The organism is Lysobacter sp. 22409 (assembly GCF_052045105.1).
Taxonomy (GTDB): Bacteria; Pseudomonadota; Gammaproteobacteria; order Xanthomonadales; family Xanthomonadaceae; genus Lysobacter; species Lysobacter antibioticus_B.
Genome location: NZ_JBQEOE010000019.1, coordinates 15,144 through 33,041, shown reverse-complemented (window position 1 = coordinate 33,041; position 17,898 = coordinate 15,144). Strand labels below are relative to the sequence as shown.

Genomic DNA, 17,898 nt, shown 5'->3' with positions numbered 1-17,898 from the left:
GCATCCGCGGGGATTTTTCATACGGGACATCCCTGTCCCGATGAAAAACGGCCCGCATCCATGCGGGCCGCCCTCCGGGTATTCGTTTGCCTTCGCGAGTGCTCGGCGACGCACAGCAACAGCAACAGCACAGGCACAGGCACAGGCACAGGCAATAGCAATGGCAAAGGCAAAAGCACAAGCAATGCCAGCAGCAGCGGAACTTGGGGTAAAAGCACCCTCCTCCCGACTAGCGCGTCGACTGCACAACAACCGCCTCAAGCCGCTGCGACTTCCTCGCATACCGACCGGGCCGCTCGCTCCAACGCTTTCAGACAATTGTCGTGCAGCAGGGAGACGTGTTGGTCGCTCATGGTGTCGCTGTGCACGATCAAGGTCACCTGGGTGCCCACGCCCAGCCCCGAGAAAACGGTGCTGTGTATGACCTTGGTGCTCGGCGCTTCCGCTTGCGGCTTTGCCTGTTCGATGCTCGGCGCTGCCGGAACGACCGTATTACGACCGACGATTTGGATACTCATGCGAACCTTCCGCTGACGGATCATCTGCAGCTCGATTGACTAGTCGCGATTCCGTTCGCAGGCCCTGGAGAAACCGTGTCGCCGATAGCAAGCCGAAGCCTGTACAAGCGATACGCCCAATGGCTGGCACACTTCCTTATGCCCTTGCCCGACTTCGCAGGCATCGCAGCCGTGCTAGGTCTCAAACCCAGCTTACAAAATAAAATGTGATGTAGTGCGCAATTCGCTTATGAAAATATCAACTCTAGTAAAGTTGGCACACTCAAAGCCGTGCATTCCTGTGAACTTCGGCACACATAGATATGCCGAGCAAACCTTCCCCTTGTGATCGATAAGCGAATGCAAGTGCGCTACGACATTGGGGCCGATGACTGCGCATGGTTCATGCGCGAACGCTCGACAGCGGCATCTGCACGCTACCGCGCGTCTGTATTGCAGTGTGGAATCGGCCGCAAGCAGAAATCGAACAGACGACGAAGCCGCGCTGAATACGATCGGCGCGGCTTCAGCATGATCCAGCGAAAGTTTCGATCACGACAGCCAGGACAGATCGCTTACTCAGCCGACGACACTGACAGGAAACGAGAGTCCGCCCCTTGCTTTACGCGGTCCGGGTATAGCGCATCACCCAGTTGGTCTCCCAGGTCGCACCGCCGTCGGGCGAAAACGCCTGCTCCCACTGCATGCGGCTGTCGCTGAGGTGGGTGAACACACCGCGCACCCGTACCGGCTTGCCGTCGTGGAGGTCCTCGGAAAAGAAGGTACCGACACGGCCTTCGAATCGTCCGATGCCAGGCGTGTCGATCTTCACCGGGTTGCGGCCGTCCAGCCACCAGTCGGCCCAGGTCTGGCTGTTGGCATCGAACGCGCGCAGACCCATGCCGCGATACACGCCACCGGCGCGATAAGACACGCTGTCGTTGATATTGGCGATGCCTCCGAGCAGGGACTGGCAACGGGTGCTGCCTTCGAATTCCTCCCAGTCGTTATTGCCAGCCAACCGCTTCTTGAGGCGACGATGTTTGACGTCCCAACTGCCGAGAAAGAAATCGAAGTCGCGCTCGGCACCGGCGCGGCGTGCATTCTCCTTCGTGGCCTTTTCGGCGCCGGCAGCGGTGCCGAGCAACATCAAGCCGGGAACCGCCGCGAGCGACCATTGCAGCAGGCGTCGGCGATCGATCGAGTCGGTCATGGGCGTTGTCATCGAGTTCGTGAAGAAGCCTGGCTACGGGACCGCGCCGGCTCAGTCGGCGGCGGCGGTCTTGGTATCGACGCGGATGAAATCGGTGACCCAGTTGAGCTCCCAGGTCTTGCCGTCGTCGATCGAGAACGCCTGCTCCCAACGCGGCGCGTCCGGGCTGGGTTGCGACCAGGTCACCCGCACCAGCACCGGTTTGCCTTGCATCGTGTCCTTGGCGAAGAAACGCCCGAGCCCCCCCTCGAAGCGCCCCTTGTTCGGTGGGCTCAGGTCGTCGCCGGGATTGCGTCCGTCGAGCCACCACACCGTCCATTGCCCGGTCTGGGCGTCGTAGGCACGCAGGCTGACCCCGCGATAGGCACCACCAGGCAGGTTGAAGACGTTGTCGCCGGTGTTTCCCCACCCGTCCATCAACGGGCGCTGGCTGAAGCTGCCGTCGAACTCGATCCATTCGCTGCTGCCGACGAAGCGTAGCTTGAGCCGCCGGTGCTTGGTCTTCCAATGGCCGTTCAAGAAATCGAAATCGCGCAGGCCCGACAGATCGGCCGGCTTCGCCGTCTTGGGCGTGTCCTGCGTCGCCATCGCCACCGGGGCCATGACCATTGCCGCCGCCAATAGCGCGGCGCCGAGCGCATAACCGATCTGCTTCATCCGACCGTCCTCCTGTGCCTGCCGGAAAAATAGCGGCGCAGTGGACGGCGAAACAGGGCCATTAAGGCCGAAGCCGTAAGGCCAAACGGGCCGCTGCGGAGTCCCGCGCTTACCGGGATTGCAGCAGGCGCTCGATTTGCTCGCGCTCGTCGAGCGGACGCTGAAAATCGGCCGGGTACACCGGTTGGTAGTCGTCGCCCTTGAGCAGAAAGATGCCGGTCGAACCCGTCACCTGCTCCTGGATGTCGCCCAGCTCGTAATGCCAGGCCGACCACAACGGCACGCGCAAGGCCGGCGGCAGCACCGGCGAACGGGTGAACAACAGTTCCTCGACCCGCAGATTGAAGCGCATCCGGTTCTTCGATCCCGGCCCAGTACGCGCCTTTGGATCGATAATCGGCTCGCCACGGCCGCCGACCATGTCCACCGACTCGACCGTCGCGACCACGACGTGATCCGCCTCCCCGACCATCTCTTCGAGAGGCTTGAGAGGTACGGAAGTAGCGCAAGCTGCGCCCGCCAGCAGCAGGGCGAACAGTGCCAGGACGTATTTCATCGCTTGCCTCGAGTAATCACAATCCGGCTCACGCGCTGACCTGCCTTACTTGGATAGACTGAACGAGAACGTCTGCTGCTTCCACAATGAGTAGCCGACCAGCTTCCAGTCCTTGCCGGCCTGCTCGAACACGAAAGTCTCCTCCACGCCTCGGACCTTCGCAAAGTCGGTTTTCACGGCGATCGTCGCGTACTGTCCAAGCGGGGCATTATCGAGTTTCTTCTGAAAACCGAACCCGATGATCTCCCGCTTTCCGGCAGCGCCCAGGGGCTTGCGAGTCGTGGTCAGGAAGCCGGTGAATTTTTGCTTCGTGCTGCTAGCCAAAAGCACCGGGCCGACCAGCTCCCAGCTCTCAGCGTAACGGCCCTTATCCAGCCGATCCGCGAACTTCTCAGCCGCCGCAAGCACCTCGCGCTGCTGCTGCTCAGTACCCGCGCTGACCGGCTCTTCTTTCTCCGGTCCGATTCTCACCTTGCACGAGCAAAGCACGAGCACCATCGCCAACATCATTGCCCAAGCGAATTTGCGCGACATCCCTTCCCCCGATCGATGGATCGATCCGCCGTGCACCCAACGCCCCGCAAGGACGTGAATGCACTCCCCTACCTCGTCCTGAGTCTGGGCCAGTTGCTCGCTTGAAGAGCACTGCATACTCGGCCGGCCTCAGGCCTTACTGTACCCAGTCGCCCAGCCGCAAACCACTCCGCCGCGGGCCCGGCAGGCCTGCGCGAACAAGGCCTATCGGCGGACCCGGTACGGTGTTCGCCGTCCGAGCCATGGCAAGCCTTCCAACCAGGATGAGACGCATGACGGCAGATCCCGCAGTGCTCTTGGTCGGCGAATCCTTCTCGCCGTGGACGCAGAAGGCGCGCTGGGCGCTGGAGCACTGCAGCCTGCCCTTCGGCTATCGCGAATACACCCCCACCCTCAGCGAACCCTGGTTGCGCTGGCGAATGCGGCAATGGACCGGCGCGGTCTCGGTGCCGGTGCTGCTGACCGATGTGCAGGTCGTACGCGGGTCCTGGGACATCGCCCGCCATGCCGATGCCCAGGCCGGCGACGGCCGCCTCGGCGATTTCGCCGCGATTGCGGCCTGGAATGAACTCAGCGAGGCCGCGCTCGCCGAAATCCGCACCCGCGTCGTGCGCGGCGTGCTCGCCAGCCCCCCTGCCCTCGACGAAGCCCTGGCCTGCCTGCTGCCTGCGCCCTTGCGCCCGCCGCTGCGCTTCGTCGCCCGCGATGCCGCGCGCCGGCTCGACAGGAAATACCAGCACCTGCTCGTCCCCGGCGCCTTGCGTCGCGCACTCGAAGGACTGCGCGAAGGCCTGGATCGCTCCGGCAGCGGTTATCTGTTCGAGCGCTTCGGCTACGCCGACATCGCGATGGCGGTCGTGCTCGAAGGCATCGCCCCCATCGCCCGTACCGAGCCGCCGCTCGGCCCGGCCCATCGCCGCTGCTGGAGCGACCCGCAACTCGCGCAAGAATTCAGCGATCTCCTGGACTGGCGCGCCTGCCTGGCGCGCTCGCCGGCGACTTCTTATTCGCAATTGTCGGCAATCGCGGGCTGACTGCTTACGCACAAATCCGCTGCAACGCCGCCGGCTATTTCTTGCAACTCGCCGTGGCATCGGCTTTCGTCGCATCCGCCGTCCACAGGCAGACGATGCGGTCCAGCGCAAGACCGGTGCGAGAATTGCTGAAGAAGACGATACCGTCGCGTTGGTGCGGACGCATCAGGAAGTTGGCGCGGAACCCGGCCTGATTGCGGCCATCGTGGCCGACCGCGGTGCTGCCGTCGCTCAAGCGTTGGATGAAATGGCCGAGCCCGTAGACGGCATCGCCGGAAGCGCGTTCGGTGCTGAGCTTCGCCGGCTCGTACATTTGCGCGAGTTGCCGCGGGGACATCGGGCCGATAGTCGTTCCATCGGCCTGCTCCATGCCGGCGATCATCCATCGAGAGAAATCCTCGACCGTGGTGCTCAGGGTCGAGGGCGCCTGCTCGACGTAATAGCGCATCGGCACCGGGCTGCCGTCGTCGCCGTGGCCTTGCGCCGCACGGGCCAACAACTGCGGCGTCATCGCTACGCTGGAGTGCTTCATGGCCAAGGGCGCGAACACGAACTCTTGCGCGAGCTCGGAGTACTTGCGCCGGGTGCTGCGCTCGATCGCGAGCTGCATCAAGGTGTAGCCGCCGCCGGAATACTGGAACTGCGCGCCGGCCGGTGCGAACAGTTCGACCGCGCCGCGTCCGTTGGTCTTGCCGGCGAGGGATTCCTCCAGGCTCGGCAATTCCTTGAAGTCGAGCCAACCTTGGTAGCCGCCGAGGGTGGTGCCGGCGGTGTGCGAAAGCAGATGGCGAAACGTGATCGCACGATGGTCGAACTTGCCTTCGGCCAGCGGCCAAGGCGACAACAGCTCGGCCACCGGCTGGTCCAGGCGGATCTTGCCCTGCTCCACCAGGCTCATCGCCACCCAGGCCGCGATCGGCTTCGACAACGAGGCGGCCACGAATACGGTGTCGGCGGTGGCCGGAACCCGGCCGGCGTGATCGGCGAAACCAAAACCTTTGGCGTACACCAGTTCGCCATCGACGATCAGACCCACCGCCGCACCCTGGATCTTGGCCGACTGCATCAAGGCAGGCACTTCGGCCTCGATGGTCGCGACGAAGGCCGGCGCGACGGACGATGCCGACGCGCCGGTCGCCGTCCCGCAGGCCATGACCAGGGTCAGCGCCGTCGCCCACATCGGCGACGAACGACGGCTCCTGCTGTTGAACGGGTGTTGCGCGGACGCGATGCGAGTCATGGATGCCCTTTGAGGAGTTGCGACGAGATGGCGGAGCGAGATCTCGCGTTCGGCGTTACAGCCCCCTGCCGGACACGAATACGGGCTTGGATGCACCGTTCGAGCATTCGGTTGCCACGGGCGGAGCGAAACCGCCGCGCCGACCGGCTGGCTGAACGCCCCCGTTCACCCCTGCGCGCCCAGGGATGCCAAAATGGCCCACCCACGACTTTCCAGCGGCTGGCCCGGCCTCCGCGCCCGGCGCCGCCTGCACCACGAAAGACCCCGAACCCGACTCGCGCTACGCTCCGCCTGCAACAGGCGCGGCGCCATGGAACACCGATGATCAACAACGACGTACTGCGCAGCATCCGCTACATGCTCGACCTCAGCGACCTCAAGGTCGTCGAGATCGCCAAGCTGGCCGACCCGAACCTGGCCCTGGAAAAGGCCGACATCCTGGCGTTCCTGAAGAAGGAGGACGAGGAAGGCTATGCCGAGTGCAGCAACCTGGTGCTCGCGCATTTTCTCGACGGGCTGGTGTTCCACTACCGCGGCCGCGACGAAAGCCAGCCGCAGCGCCCGGTGGAAAAACGCGTCACCAACAACGTGGTGTTGAAGAAGCTGCGGGTCGCCTTCGAACTGAAGGACGTCGACATGCACCAGGCCTTCCAGGACGCCGGCTTCCCGATTTCCAAGCCCGAGCTGACCGCCTTGTTCCGTCAGGCCGACCACAAGAATTTCCGCCTCTGCGGCGATCAGCTGCTGCGCAATTTCCTCAAGGGCCTGACCCTGCGCGTGCGCGGCGGCGGCTGAGGCCGCACGGCACTCCGGTTGCGACGAACGGCGGCTAGGCCGCCTTCGCCCGCTCCTGCGTCATTCCCAGACCGTTCCGTCGAACAGCAGGCTACGGCGGCTGTCGGCGGCCGGCACCGCGACCTGCAATCGCTGCGCCGCTTCGCGATAAGTGTCGAGGCGGTGGATGTTGCCGAGCCGGGTCGCGTCTTCGTCCGGCTGCGCCGGCGCCAGCCAACCCCAGCGGCGGAATTGCCGCAAAAACCAGCGCCCGTCCGACAGCCAGGGGAAGTTGACCCGGCCGTCGTCGTGGAAACGCAGGCCGCTGCCGCTGGCGTCGATGGCGCCGCCCGGCAGCAGACAGGCTTCGATCGACGCAGCGGGCAAACCGATCACCTCCGGTTGCGCCAGCCAGGGCACCGCTTGCCGTCGGTGCCCGGCATCGTCGAGCCAACGGCAGGCGTCGAGCAAAGTGGCGGTCAGCGCCAACGCGAGCTCCGGCTGCAGGGCGGCGAATTCGCGCCGGCAGGCCAATACTTTCTCCGGGTGCCCCGGCCACAGTTGGCCGCTGCGGATCGCCAGCCGGCCGACGCCGAGCGCTTCGGCCTGAGTCGCCCAGGGCTCTCCGGCGCAATACCCATCGAGTTCGCCGTCGGCAAGCGCCGCCGGCATCTGCGGCGGCGGCAGGGTCAGGCTGCGGATGTCGCGCAGCGGGTCGACGCCTTGTGCGGCGAGCCAGTAGTACAGCCACATCGCGTGGGTGCCGGTCGGAAAGGTCTGGGCGAACACCGGCCGCCTCGGCAGCTCGGCCAACAACTCGCGCAGCGGCCGGCCTGCCGCAAGGCCTTGCGCCAACGGCGGCGACAAAGTGATGGCCTGGCCGTTCTGGTTGAGGGTCAGCAGGATCGCCAGATCGGCCTGCGGCCCGGCGATGCCGGCATCGATGCCGTAGACCAGGCCGGCGAGCGCATGCGCGGCATCGAGTTCGCCGGACAGCAGTTTGTCGCGGATCGCCGCCCACGAGGCCTGCCGCTTCAGCACCAGGCGCAGGCCGTGGCGCCGGTCCAGCCCCAGCCGCACCGCCGCGATCAGCGGCGCGCAATCGATCAGGGGCATGTAGCCCAGGGTCAGCGTCGGCACGTCGTCGTCGATAGTCATGCGGCCCTCATCCGATCAGGTCGGCCATGGCGATGATCCGGCGGGCCACGTCGACCAGCTTGGCGCCCTGGCGCATCGCCTGCTGGCGCAACGCGGCGTAGGCCTCGCTCTCGCTCATGCCGCGCTTCTCCATCAGCAGGCCCTTGGCGCGGTCGATCAGCTTGCGGTCGAGCAACTGCTGCTGGACGTCGTCGAGCCGGCGCCGGATATGCAGTTGCTGCTCGAAACGCGCCAACGCCACCTGGATGATCGAGGCCAGCCGTTCCGGGGCCAGCCCGTCGACCACGTAGGCGGTGACCCCGGCGCCGACCGCGGCGCGGATCAGCTGGTGGTCGCCGTCGGCGGAGAACATCACCACCGGCCGAGGTGCGTGCTGGTGCAGCATCGCCAGTTGCTCCAGCGAATCGCGCGAGGGCGAGTCGACGTCGACGATCACCACGTCCGGCTGCTGCGTCTCCACCGCCCGCAGCAAGGCGCCGGTGGCGGCCACTTCGTCCAGCACCTCGTGCCCGGCCGCCAGCAGCGCGTTGCGCAGCTGGCCGATCGGCTTGTCGGTGTCGGTGACCAAGAGGACGCGTAGCATTGCAGCCCTGGCTGGCGGAGTTCGACCCCATGTTGCCATGCAACATGAGCGGCCGCGAGCCACCCCCCGCCGCCTCCAGGAACCCGCATGGCGCTGTTTCCCCTGTTCGCCAACCTGTCCGGCCGCGAGGTCCTGGTGATCGGCGGCGGCGAAGTCGCCACCCGCAAGATCGACGCCCTGCTGCAGGCCGGGGCGCGGGTCGAGGTGCACGCCCACGCGCTCAACGAAACCCTCCAGCAATGGCTCGACGAGGGCCGGCTGAGGCGCCGCGAGGGGACCTTCGACCCGGACTGGATCGACCAGGCCTGGCTGCTGATCGCGGCCACCGACGACCACGCCTTCAATCAGCGCCTCGCCGACGAGGCCGGACGCCGCAAGCGCCTGGCCAACATCGTCGACGACGCCACCCTGTCGAGCTTCCAGATCCCGGCCCTGGTCGACCGTGCGCCCTTGCAGGTCGCGATCTCCTCCGGCGGTGCCGCACCGATGCTGGCCCGGCGTCTGCGCGAGCGGCTGGAGTCGCAGCTCGATCCCTCGCTCGGCGAACTCGCCGCGCTGTTCGAACGCCATCGCGACGCGATCCGCCAGGCGCTGCCGCAACTCGCGCAACGGCGGCGTTGGTTCGATCAGGTGCTCGACGGCCCGGTGCCGGGCCTGCTCGAACGCGGCCACAGCGAACAGGCAGAACAGGCGTTCCGGCTGGCCCTGCAACATAGCGACGCGGTTTCGCGCAGCGGCGTGGTGCTGCTGGTCGGCACTGGCGGCGACGACGCCGGGCAACTGACCTTGCGCGCGCTGCGTGCGCTCAATCAGGCCGACGTGCTGTTGTACGGCCCCGACGTCGCCGCGCCGGTGTTGGTGCTGGCACGGCGCGACGCCCCGCGCCGGCCGTTGCCGGCCGATGCGGAGCAGCAATGGCAGTTATTGCTCCGCCACGTCGACGCCGGCGATTGCGTGGTCTGCCTGCAACCCGGCGATGCCTATCGCAATGCGCCTGGCGACCGTTTGGCGCAGCGCCTCGCCGAACACGGCATCGCCCATGAGGTGATCGCGGGGCTGCCGGCGTAACCGCAAGCACCGGCATGGCACAGCGGACGCGCGACGCGGATCCGCCGAGCAACGCATCCGGCGACTGCATCCGATCTCGCGAATGCATCTCGTCGATCGCAGCCGCCGATGCCTGAATCGAGCGGCCGAGCTCGCCTGGTCGCCTCGGCGATATCGACATCAAGGAGGCGGGCGCAGCTCCAGCGCCGTGCCAAGGCGTCAAATGTGCACCAAGACATATTCACAACGAATTCATGCTTTCGCCCTCGTCCGCTCTCGCTTCCGGACCCGAGGCACGCTGCTGACGCAATTTCGAGGCTAAGCGCGCCGAGCGAATCCGGACGATCCGCCATGCCGGCCGGCACTCGCGTAGCCATCGTTCTCCCACCGCTTAGTAATGTGCCGCGAATTACATTCACTCTGTGGCAGAAGTGCATCACGGAACCTGCCGGGCACCGCGGTTGTTAGACTCCAGGGCGGCTGTTATCCATACCATTCGCTATCGAACGAGCAAGTCACGTCAAAGGACTAAGGACGGTTGGAATGCTTCCTTTCGACACACTGCATTGCGCGTCTTCGCTGATCGGGCCGATCGAACCCGATCGGCCTTGCGGAGAGAACCTCGATCGCGAGGAGGCCTACCTCGGCCTGCTGCGCATCGCGGCCGGTCGGGACCAACCCTTGTGCGGCGCATCCGTGCTCGCCGCGGCGCCGCCCGATTGGGTCCAGGTGGAGCGCGAAGCCTGCGACCTGTTGGCGCGCACGAAGGACCTGCGCATCGCCGCCTTGTTGACCCATGCCTGGTTGCAACGTTACGGCTTGCCGGGGTTCGCCAAGGGCCTGGAGCTGATCGAAGAATGGATGGATCGCTATTGGCTGGAAGTGCATCCGCGGCTCGACGTGCTCGGCCGTTACGACCCGCTGCCGCGTCTGTACGCGATCGCCGCGATCGCCGACGCGATGAGCATCGGCAAGTCGATCCGCAACGCAACCCTGCTGCGCGACCGCCACGGCGTGCTGACCTTGCGCGAGACCGTGCGCACGCTGGTCGAGGCACGCGTCGCAAACCTGCCTAGCGGTTGCAGCCTCGAGCGCAACAGCCTGGCCGTCGATCTGCGCAATGCGCGATCCAGCGGACAAACCGAAGTCTTCGCGGTCGTGCACATCCTGGCGCTGCTCGCGCGGATCAAGGCCCGCCTCGGACAGGCGCTCGATCCGAGCCTGGTACCCGACTTCAGCGCGATCGAGGCGCCCTTGCGCGTCGTCCACGTGGTGCTGGATGCGAGCGCACCGCTCGACTCGCAAACCACGCCCCACCTGCACTCCGACGCCTGCGGCGAGCGGATCGTCCGCCAGGCCACTGCGACGATGTTGGAATTCCGCTCGCGGCGCGAGGTGGCCTTGGCGCTCGAACAGGCCAGCGCCTACCTCGAGCGCTACGAGCCCAGCCATCCGGCGCCGCTGCTGATCCGGCGTGCCCTGCGGATGATGGACATGAACTTCTGCGACATCGTGCGCGAGCTGGTGCCGGCCTCGTTGGCGCACGTGCAGAGCCTGGCCGGCACCTCGGTGTACGTACCGGCCGAGTGAATCTTGTCGGGCCGCGAGCTGCAGGCCGTGAATAATCTACGCGCGTTCGCCGTGCTGCACTGCCTGCTCGGTAATACGGACGTGGGCATCGGTCACGTGTACGCCGAAAGCCTCCATATCCGCGAGGCACTCATCGACTTCGACACCGGCTATCGGCTCGCCCTGCCGCATCTCCACGCTCATGAAATGCGACCAAGGAGCGAACTGCGCAGGCAGGTTGGCGCCGGACAGATCGGCGGTAAAGCCGAAAACCCTGCCGGGCCCTCGAAACAAATGTACTTGCATGGTGGTATCCACGACCTTGAAGGATGGCATCCGGGCGAAGCGGCCGGAGCGGCCTGATCCGCTTTAGAGCGAGTCACGATAGACGACATTGAGTTGGATCGCGTCCCCGCCCCGGTAGTCGTCCGGCTCGAGCTTGAAGGCCGCCACGACGTACTTCGGCGGTGGCACTCCCTCCCAGCCGTTGAAATGGATGGCGTTCAAGGGTTCCGCCCTGCCTTCCATTCGCAGCACCAGCTTCAGGTGCTTTTCGCTCAGCACGCGATAGCTGACGACCTCGAAATTTCCGGAAAAAATCGGCTCGGGGAAACCTTGGCCCCAGGGGCCGCCATCGCGCAGCGATTCGGCGTGCACGCGATCGAATTCGCCGGTTTCGAGCTCGCCGTCGCTGAGCACGTCGGCCTGCAACAGTTCCGGGGTCAGGATGCGGCGGGCGCAAGCCTCGAAGGCTTCGCGGAAGGCTTCGAACGCGTCCAGGCGCAGCGACAGGCCGGCGGCCATCGCATGGCCGCCGAAGCGTTCGATCAAGTCCGGGTGTTGCGCGGCGACGTCGGCCAGGGCGTCTCGGATATGGAAGCCGGGAATCGAGCGCGCCGAACCGCGCAATTGCTCACTGCCGGGCTCGGCCGGCGCGAATGCGATCACCGGCCGGTGCAGCCGTTCCTTCATTTTCGAAGCGACCAGCCCGACCACCCCAGGATGCCAATCGTCGTCGAACAGGCACAGCGCCATCGGCATCGCCGCGGCATCGATGGCGACGCGGGCGAAGGCGAGCTCGGCCTCGTCGGTCATCTGCTGCTGCACGGCGCGGCGTTCGGCATTGATCTCGTTGAGCGTCGAGGCGATGTCGCGCGCCTGCGCGGCGTTCTCGGTCAGCAGGCATTCGATGCCGAGCGCCATGTCTTCGAGGCGGCCGGCGGCATTGAGGCGCGGCGCCAGGGCGTAGCCGATATCGGACGCGGTGAGCCGCCGGTAATCGCGCTGGGCGACTTCGATCAGCGCGCGCAGCCCGGCGCAACCCTGCCCGGCGCGCAAACGGCGCAGGCCGGCGGCGACCAGGACGCGGTTATTGGCGTCGAGCGGCACCAGGTCGGCGACCGTGCCGACCGCGACCAGATCGAGTAACACGCTCAGGTCGGGGCCGTTGCCGTTGCCGTCGCCGAAGGCGCCGGCGTCGCGCAGGCGGCGGCGCAGCGCCAGCAACACGTAGAACATCACCCCGACGCCGGCCAGCATCTTGCTGGGGAAGGCATCGCCGGGTTGGTTCGGGTCGACGATGGCGTCGGCGACCGGCAGATGTTCGCCGGGCAGATGGTGATCGGTCACCAGCACCTGCCAGCCGCGCCCGCGCGCGGCGGCGATGCCTGCATGGCAGGCGATGCCGTGATCGACCGTGACCAACAAGTCGGGTTGCAGCGCGGCGAGTTCGTCGACCAGGGCCGGCGACAGGCCATAGCCGTGCACGATGCGGTTCGGCACCGCGTGCGACACGCGTTTCGCGCCGAGCATGCGCAGGCCGCGCACGCCGACCGCGCAGGCAGTGGCGCCGTCGCAGTCGAAATCGCCGACCACGACGATGTGGCGATCGGCGGCGATGGCATCGGCGAGCAAGGCGGTCGCCGCATCCAGGCCCAGCATGCCGTCGGGCGGAAGCAACTGGGTCAGCCGCGGCTGCGCCTGTTCGACGCAAGTCGCGCCGCGCGCGGCGTAGACCCGGCGCAGCAAGGGCGGAATCGCATCCGGCCACGACCCGGCTTCGGCCGGTTCGCGGCGGCGCAGGCGTGCGACGGGTTTCATCGTGTCGTTCAATCCTGCAGTGAACGCAGCGGCTTGCGCCAGAAGCGCCAGCGCTGCGAGCGCGCGCACTCGAAACGTTCGCCGTCGGCGAAGGCCAGGCTGACGCGGTCGAGTGCGCCGGCATCCAGCGCGAGTCCGATCGGCTCGAACCAGTCGCGTTGCAAAGGGGTGACGTCGCGGGCGCCGCGCAGATCGAACAGCCGCACGCCCTCGCCCGCGCTCCAGGCCGGCGGCAGCTCGCCGGCGACGATGCCGGCCTGGGCGCCGAACGCGGTCAGGGCCTCGTCGTCGCTGCGCACTTCGCCGTATTCGCTGCGGACGTGATCGGGCAGCACGCCGCCGCCCCAGAACCACAGCGAATTGATCGGCGCCAGCCCGGCGGCGATGCGCTGGGCGTTGTGCGGATGGTTGTGCAGCAGCACCTGCGCCTCGCTGAGCAAGGCGCGCCAGCGGCGACCTTCGGGGCCGTCGCCTTCGGCACCGGGCAGGTGTTGGAACATGTCTTCGCCGAGCGCCTGCTCGGGCGAGGCGAAACGCGGCAGACGCGCTTCGCGCGACAGCGCCAGATACCAGCGCGTCGGCGTCGGCGCATCGATCGGAAAGCCGGCATCGCCGAACAAAGGCTTCAAGGCCGGCAGCAGCGCGGCGCTGTCGCGTTCGCTCAGCGCCAAGGCCTCGCCATAAGCCAGCAGACGTGCGCCGTTGATGTCGGGGCGCACATAGGCCGGATCGGCGCGCAGCCAGGCGCCGAGCGCGGCATCGCCGACGTCGCGCTGACGCGTCACCGCCGCGACCGGCCAGCCGCGCGGCAGGATGTCGAACACCCGCGCAGCCTGGCCGCCGGCCTCGACGCTGCGATCGGCGCGCCCGAGCCGGCGCCCGAAGGCCTCGCTCAGGCGCTGACCACCGAAACGCGCCCGTTCGGGCAACAGCAGGGTGACGCTGTTCATACGCGGCGGTTCATGCACGGCGAGCGCGGGTGCGGGTCAAGGTCAGCCTTCGTAACTGACGCCGACGATCTCGTACTCGTGGGTGCCGCCCGGCGCTTCGATGACGACGCTGTCGCCTTCGTTCTTGCCGATCAGAGCGCGCGCGACCGGCGAGGAGATCGCGATCAGGCCGAGTTTGATGTCGGCTTCGAGGTCGCCGACGATCTGGTACTTGCGCTCTTCGTCGGTGTCGACGTTGGCCAGCTCGACGGTGGCGCCGAACACGACCTTGGAGCCGGCGTTGAGCTGGCTGATGTCGATGACCTGGGCATGCGACAGCTCGGCTTCGAGCTGCTTGATGCGGCCTTCGATGAAACCCTGCTGTTCGCGCGCGGCGTGGTACTCGGCGTTCTCCTTGAGATCGCCGTGGGCGCGCGCTTCCGAAATCGCGTTGATGACCGCCGGCCGCTTGACCGACTTCAGTTCTTCCAGCTCGGCGCGCAGACGCTGCGCACCCTTCACCGTCATTGGTGCTCTCATTCCAGCTTCCTCATACCGGGCTGTCCCGGCCGATCGAGTTGATTGTTGACCCATTGTGCCGGGAACGCGCGCGCTTGACACCCTTGTGACGGGGCGCCGGGTTCCGGAGCGGCAGCAAGCGGGAGAGGGCGTCCCCTGCCCCGCTCGAAGCGGGAAAGGGGCAAGCGGGCCCGGCCAACGCCGGGCCCGCTCATTCGGATGGTCCGCGGCCGATCAGGCCGTGGCGGCGCCGATCTGCGCGTGCAGTTCCTGCAGCGACCAGACCGGACCGGTGCCGCGGTAGTCCAGCGAGTTCACCAGCGCGCGCGCCCCCGACACCGTGGTCGAGTACGTCACGCGTTGCTGCAAGGCCTCGCGGCGGATCGAGAACGAGTCCGAGATCGCCTGACGGCCTTCGGTGGTGTTGATGATGTAGACGATCTCGCCGTTCTTGATCAGGTCGACGATGTGCGGACGCCCCTCGGTGACCTTGTTGACCAGCTCGCAGGCGACGCCGTTCTCGCTGAGGAAGCTCTGGGTGCCGCTGGTCGCGACCAGCGTATAGCCGCGACGCACCAGTTCCTGCGCCACCGGCAGCACGCGCAGCTTGTCCGGGTCGCGCACCGAGATGAAGGCCTTGCCCACCGGCGGCGCCTTGATGCCGCCGGCTTCCTGCGCGCGCGCCATCGCCGCGCCGAAGTTCTTGCCGACGCCCATCACCTCGCCGGTCGAGCGCATCTCCGGTCCGAGGATCGGGTCGACGCCCTGGAACTTGGCGAACGGGAAGATCGCTTCCTTGACCGAGTAGTAGTCGGGGACGATTTCTTCGAGCGCTCCCTGCGAAGCCAGGGTCTGGCCGACCATGCAGCGCGCGGCGATCTTCGCCAGCGCCATGCCGGTGGCCTTGGACACGAACGGCACCGTGCGCGAAGCACGCGGGTTGACCTCGATCAGGAAGATCGTGTCGTTGCCTTCGGCGTCGGTCTGGATCGCGAACTGGGTGTTCATCAGGCCGACCACCTTGAGCGCCTTGGCCAGGGCCACGACCTGCTGGCGCAGGCGTTCCTGGGTGCCCGCCGACAGCGAGTACGGCGGCAGCGAGCACGAGGAGTCGCCCGAGTGCACGCCGGCTTCCTCGATGTGCTCCATCACGCCGCCGATCAGCACGTGGCCTTCGCGGTCGGCGATGATGTCGACGTCCACCTCGACGGCGTTGTCGAGGAAGCGGTCGAGCAGCACCGGCGAATCGTTGGACACCTTGACCGCGTCGCGGATGTAACGGGTCAGGTCGGCATCGGAGTAGACGATTTCCATGGCGCGGCCGCCGAGCACGTAGCTCGGGCGCACCACCATCGGGTAACCGATCTGGCCGGCCAGCAGCAGCGCCTCATCGGGGTTGCGCGCGGTGCGGTTGATCGGCTGGGCCAGGCCCAGCTCCTGCACCAGTTGCTGGAAGCGCTCGCGGTCCTCGGCCAGGTCGATGCTGTCCGGGCTGGTGCCGATGATCGGCACGCCGTTGGCTTCGAGCGCACGCGCGAGCTTGAGCGGGGTCTGGCCGCCGTACTGCACGATCACGCCCTTGGGCTTTTCGAGGTCGGCGATCTCGAGCACGTCTTCCAGGGTCAGCGGCTCGAAATACAGGCGGTCGGAAGTGTCGTAGTCGGTCGAGACCGTCTCCGGGTTGCAGTTGACCATGATGGTTTCATAGCCGTCCTCGCGCAGGGCGAGCGCGGCATGCACGCAGCAGTAGTCGAACTCGATGCCCTGGCCGATGCGGTTGGGGCCGCCGCCGAGCACGATGATCTTGTCGCGGTTGCTCGGCGCGGCCTCGCACTCGTCCTCGTAGGTCGAGTACATGTAGGCGGTGCTGGTGGCGAACTCGGCGGCGCAGGAGTCGACGCGCTTGTACACCGGGCGCACGCCGATGGCGCGGCGCAGGGTGCGCACCGCGGTCTCGTCGGTGCCGGTCAGCTGGGCGATGCGCGCATCCGAGAAGCCCATGCGCTTGATCGCGCGCATGCGGGTCTTGTCCAGCGCGCCCAGGCCGCCTTCGGCGATCTCGCGTTCGCTGGCGATCAGCTCTTCGATCTGGTCGAGGAACCACGGGTCGACGAACGACAGCGCGTGCACGTCCTCGACACTCATGCCGGCGCGGAAAGCGTCGCCGATGTGGAACATGCGCTCCGGGCCCGGCTCCTTCAATTCGCGGCGCAGCTTGGTCAGGTCGGCTTCGCTGCTCAGGTCCAGGCCGGTCGGGTCGAGGCCGACCTTGCCGGTTTCCAGGCCGCGCAGCGCCTTGTGCAGCGACTCCTGGAAGGTGCGGCCCATCGCCATGACTTCGCCGACCGACTTCATCTGCGTGGTCAGGCGGGCGTCGGCCTGCGGGAACTTCTCGAAAGCGAAGCGCGGGATCTTGGTGACGACGTAGTCGATGCTCGGCTCGAACGAAGCCGGGGTGGCGCCGCCGGTGATCTCGTTACGCAACTCGTCGAGGGTGTAGCCGATGGCGAGCTTGGCGGCGATCTTGGCGATCGGGAAGCCGGTGGCCTTGGACGCCAGCGCCGAGGAGCGCGACACGCGCGGGTTCATCTCGATGACGACGACGCGGCCGTCGTGGGCGTTGATGCCGAACTGGACGTTGGAACCGCCGGTGTCGACGCCGATCTTGCGCAGCACCGCGATCGAGGCATCGCGCAGGCGCTGATATTCCTTGTCGGTCAGGGTCTGAGCCGGCGCGACCGTGATCGAGTCGCCGGTGTGCACGCCCATCGCGTCGAAGTTTTCGATCGAGCAGACGATGATGCAGTTGTCCGCGGTGTCGCGGACCACTTCCATCTCGAATTCCTTCCAGCCCAGCACCGACTCTTCGACCAGGATTTCGTGCACCGGCGAGAGTTCCAGGCCGCGCTTGGCGATCTCCTCGAATTCTTCCTTGTTGTAGGCGATGCCGCCGCCGGTGCCGCCGAGGGTGAAGCTCGGGCGGATGATGGTCGGGTAGCCGACGCGGGTCTGGATGTCGACCGCCTGCTCGAAGGTGCGCGCGACTTCCGCCTTCGGGCATTCCAGGCCGATCTCGCTCATCGCGATGCGGAACAGTTCGCGGTCTTCGGCCATGCGGATCGCGTCGCGCTTGGCGCCGATCAGTTCGACGTTGTACTTCTCCAGCACGCCGTTGTCGGCCAGGTCGAGCGCGCAGTTCAGCGCGGTCTGGCCGCCCATGGTCGGCAGCAGCGCGTCGGGCTTTTCCTTGGCGATGATCTTCTCGACCGTCTGCCAGTTGATCGGCTCGATGTACACGGCGTCGGCCATGTTCGGGTCGGTCATGATCGTGGCCGGATTCGAGTTGACCAGCACGACGCGGTAGCCCTCGTCGCGCAGCGCCTTGCACGCCTGCGCGCCGGAGTAGTCGAATTCGCAGGCCTGTCCGATCACGATCGGGCCGGCGCCGATGATCAGGACGGTTTTGATGTCGGTACGCTTGGGCATGT

Annotated in this window: 17 protein-coding genes; 5 read left to right on the top strand and 12 right to left on the bottom strand. The window is 66.6% G+C overall.

Going from position 1 to position 17,898, the window contains the following annotated elements:
* Nucleotides 1–257 precede the first annotated feature (257 nt).
* The 5 genes from ACTJJK_RS11780 to ACTJJK_RS11760 all read right to left on the bottom strand — a co-directional run bounded on the left by ACTJJK_RS11780 (nucleotide 258) and on the right by ACTJJK_RS11760 (nucleotide 3,457).
* Complete coding sequence (locus ACTJJK_RS11780; RefSeq protein WP_152566283.1) at nucleotides 258–518, bottom strand: hypothetical protein; 261 nt, start codon at nucleotides 516–518, stop codon at nucleotides 258–260.
* Between the two features lie 601 nt (nucleotides 519–1,119).
* On the bottom strand, nucleotides 1,120–1,710 hold the full coding sequence (locus tag ACTJJK_RS11775) for a hypothetical protein (RefSeq protein ID WP_200875851.1): 591 nt from the start codon (nucleotides 1,708–1,710) through the stop codon (nucleotides 1,120–1,122).
* A gap of 51 nt (nucleotides 1,711–1,761) precedes the next feature.
* Nucleotides 1,762–2,367 (bottom strand): hypothetical protein, encoded by a 606-nt coding sequence (locus ACTJJK_RS11770; RefSeq protein WP_440730276.1) that lies wholly within the window; start codon nucleotides 2,365–2,367, stop codon nucleotides 1,762–1,764.
* 109 nt (nucleotides 2,368–2,476) lie between these two features.
* Nucleotides 2,477–2,923, bottom strand: a complete 447-nt coding sequence (locus ACTJJK_RS11765) for a hypothetical protein (RefSeq protein WP_031372742.1) — start codon at nucleotides 2,921–2,923, stop codon at nucleotides 2,477–2,479.
* 45 nt (nucleotides 2,924–2,968) lie between these two features.
* Nucleotides 2,969–3,457 (bottom strand): DUF4019 domain-containing protein, encoded by a 489-nt coding sequence (locus ACTJJK_RS11760; protein ID WP_440730275.1) that lies wholly within the window; start codon nucleotides 3,455–3,457, stop codon nucleotides 2,969–2,971.
* A 272-nt stretch (nucleotides 3,458–3,729) separates the two neighbouring features.
* Here ACTJJK_RS11760 and ACTJJK_RS11755 point away from each other — a divergent pair, with 272 nt between their 5' ends.
* Nucleotides 3,730–4,491, top strand: a complete 762-nt coding sequence (locus ACTJJK_RS11755; protein WP_440730274.1) for a glutathione S-transferase N-terminal domain-containing protein — start codon at nucleotides 3,730–3,732, stop codon at nucleotides 4,489–4,491.
* A gap of 34 nt (nucleotides 4,492–4,525) precedes the next feature.
* Here ACTJJK_RS11755 and ACTJJK_RS11750 read toward each other — a convergent pair whose 3' ends face one another.
* Entirely contained in the window at nucleotides 4,526–5,731 is a 1,206-nt protein-coding gene (locus ACTJJK_RS11750) for a serine hydrolase domain-containing protein (RefSeq protein ID WP_440730273.1), read from the bottom strand.
* A gap of 321 nt (nucleotides 5,732–6,052) precedes the next feature.
* Between ACTJJK_RS11750 and ACTJJK_RS11745 the strand changes: the two genes are divergently transcribed.
* A complete protein-coding gene (locus tag ACTJJK_RS11745) occupies nucleotides 6,053–6,526 on the top strand; it encodes a DUF1456 family protein (RefSeq protein ID WP_031372738.1) in 474 nt (157 codons plus the stop codon).
* A gap of 60 nt (nucleotides 6,527–6,586) precedes the next feature.
* On the opposite strand, the gene ACTJJK_RS11740 is transcribed toward ACTJJK_RS11745, so the two are convergent.
* Complete coding sequence (locus tag ACTJJK_RS11740; protein WP_440730272.1) at nucleotides 6,587–7,663, bottom strand: CmpA/NrtA family ABC transporter substrate-binding protein; 1,077 nt, start codon at nucleotides 7,661–7,663, stop codon at nucleotides 6,587–6,589.
* A 7-nt stretch (nucleotides 7,664–7,670) separates the two neighbouring features.
* Nucleotides 7,671–8,246: an ANTAR domain-containing response regulator gene (locus ACTJJK_RS11735; RefSeq protein ID WP_031372736.1), complete on the bottom strand. Its 576-nt coding sequence runs from the start codon at nucleotides 8,244–8,246 to the stop codon at nucleotides 7,671–7,673.
* 87 nt (nucleotides 8,247–8,333) lie between these two features.
* Between ACTJJK_RS11735 and ACTJJK_RS11730 the strand changes: the two genes are divergently transcribed.
* The 3 genes from ACTJJK_RS11730 to ACTJJK_RS11720 all read left to right on the top strand — a co-directional run bounded on the left by ACTJJK_RS11730 (nucleotide 8,334) and on the right by ACTJJK_RS11720 (nucleotide 11,225).
* Complete coding sequence (locus ACTJJK_RS11730) at nucleotides 8,334–9,314, top strand: siroheme synthase (protein WP_440730271.1); 981 nt, start codon at nucleotides 8,334–8,336, stop codon at nucleotides 9,312–9,314.
* A gap of 522 nt (nucleotides 9,315–9,836) precedes the next feature.
* On the top strand, nucleotides 9,837–10,883 hold the full coding sequence (tssA, locus tag ACTJJK_RS11725) for a type VI secretion system protein TssA (protein ID WP_031372734.1): 1,047 nt from the start codon (nucleotides 9,837–9,839) through the stop codon (nucleotides 10,881–10,883).
* A 3-nt stretch (nucleotides 10,884–10,886) separates the two neighbouring features.
* Nucleotides 10,887–11,225 (top strand): hypothetical protein, encoded by a 339-nt coding sequence (locus ACTJJK_RS11720; RefSeq protein WP_440730270.1) that lies wholly within the window; start codon nucleotides 10,887–10,889, stop codon nucleotides 11,223–11,225.
* A gap of 6 nt (nucleotides 11,226–11,231) precedes the next feature.
* Here ACTJJK_RS11720 and recJ read toward each other — a convergent pair whose 3' ends face one another.
* The 4 genes from recJ to carB all read right to left on the bottom strand — a co-directional run bounded on the left by recJ (nucleotide 11,232) and on the right by carB (nucleotide 17,896).
* Nucleotides 11,232–12,962, bottom strand: a complete 1,731-nt coding sequence (recJ, locus tag ACTJJK_RS11715; protein WP_031372732.1) for a single-stranded-DNA-specific exonuclease RecJ — start codon at nucleotides 12,960–12,962, stop codon at nucleotides 11,232–11,234.
* 8 nt (nucleotides 12,963–12,970) lie between these two features.
* On the bottom strand, nucleotides 12,971–13,912 hold the full coding sequence (locus ACTJJK_RS11710; protein ID WP_031372731.1) for a hypothetical protein: 942 nt from the start codon (nucleotides 13,910–13,912) through the stop codon (nucleotides 12,971–12,973).
* Nucleotides 13,913–13,954: 42 nt separating this feature from the next.
* Entirely contained in the window at nucleotides 13,955–14,431 is a 477-nt protein-coding gene (greA, locus tag ACTJJK_RS11705; RefSeq protein ID WP_036149007.1) for a transcription elongation factor GreA, read from the bottom strand.
* A gap of 213 nt (nucleotides 14,432–14,644) precedes the next feature.
* On the bottom strand, nucleotides 14,645–17,896 hold the full coding sequence (gene carB / locus ACTJJK_RS11700; protein ID WP_408949989.1) for a carbamoyl-phosphate synthase large subunit: 3,252 nt from the start codon (nucleotides 17,894–17,896) through the stop codon (nucleotides 14,645–14,647).
* Nucleotides 17,897–17,898: the final 2 nt, after the last annotated feature.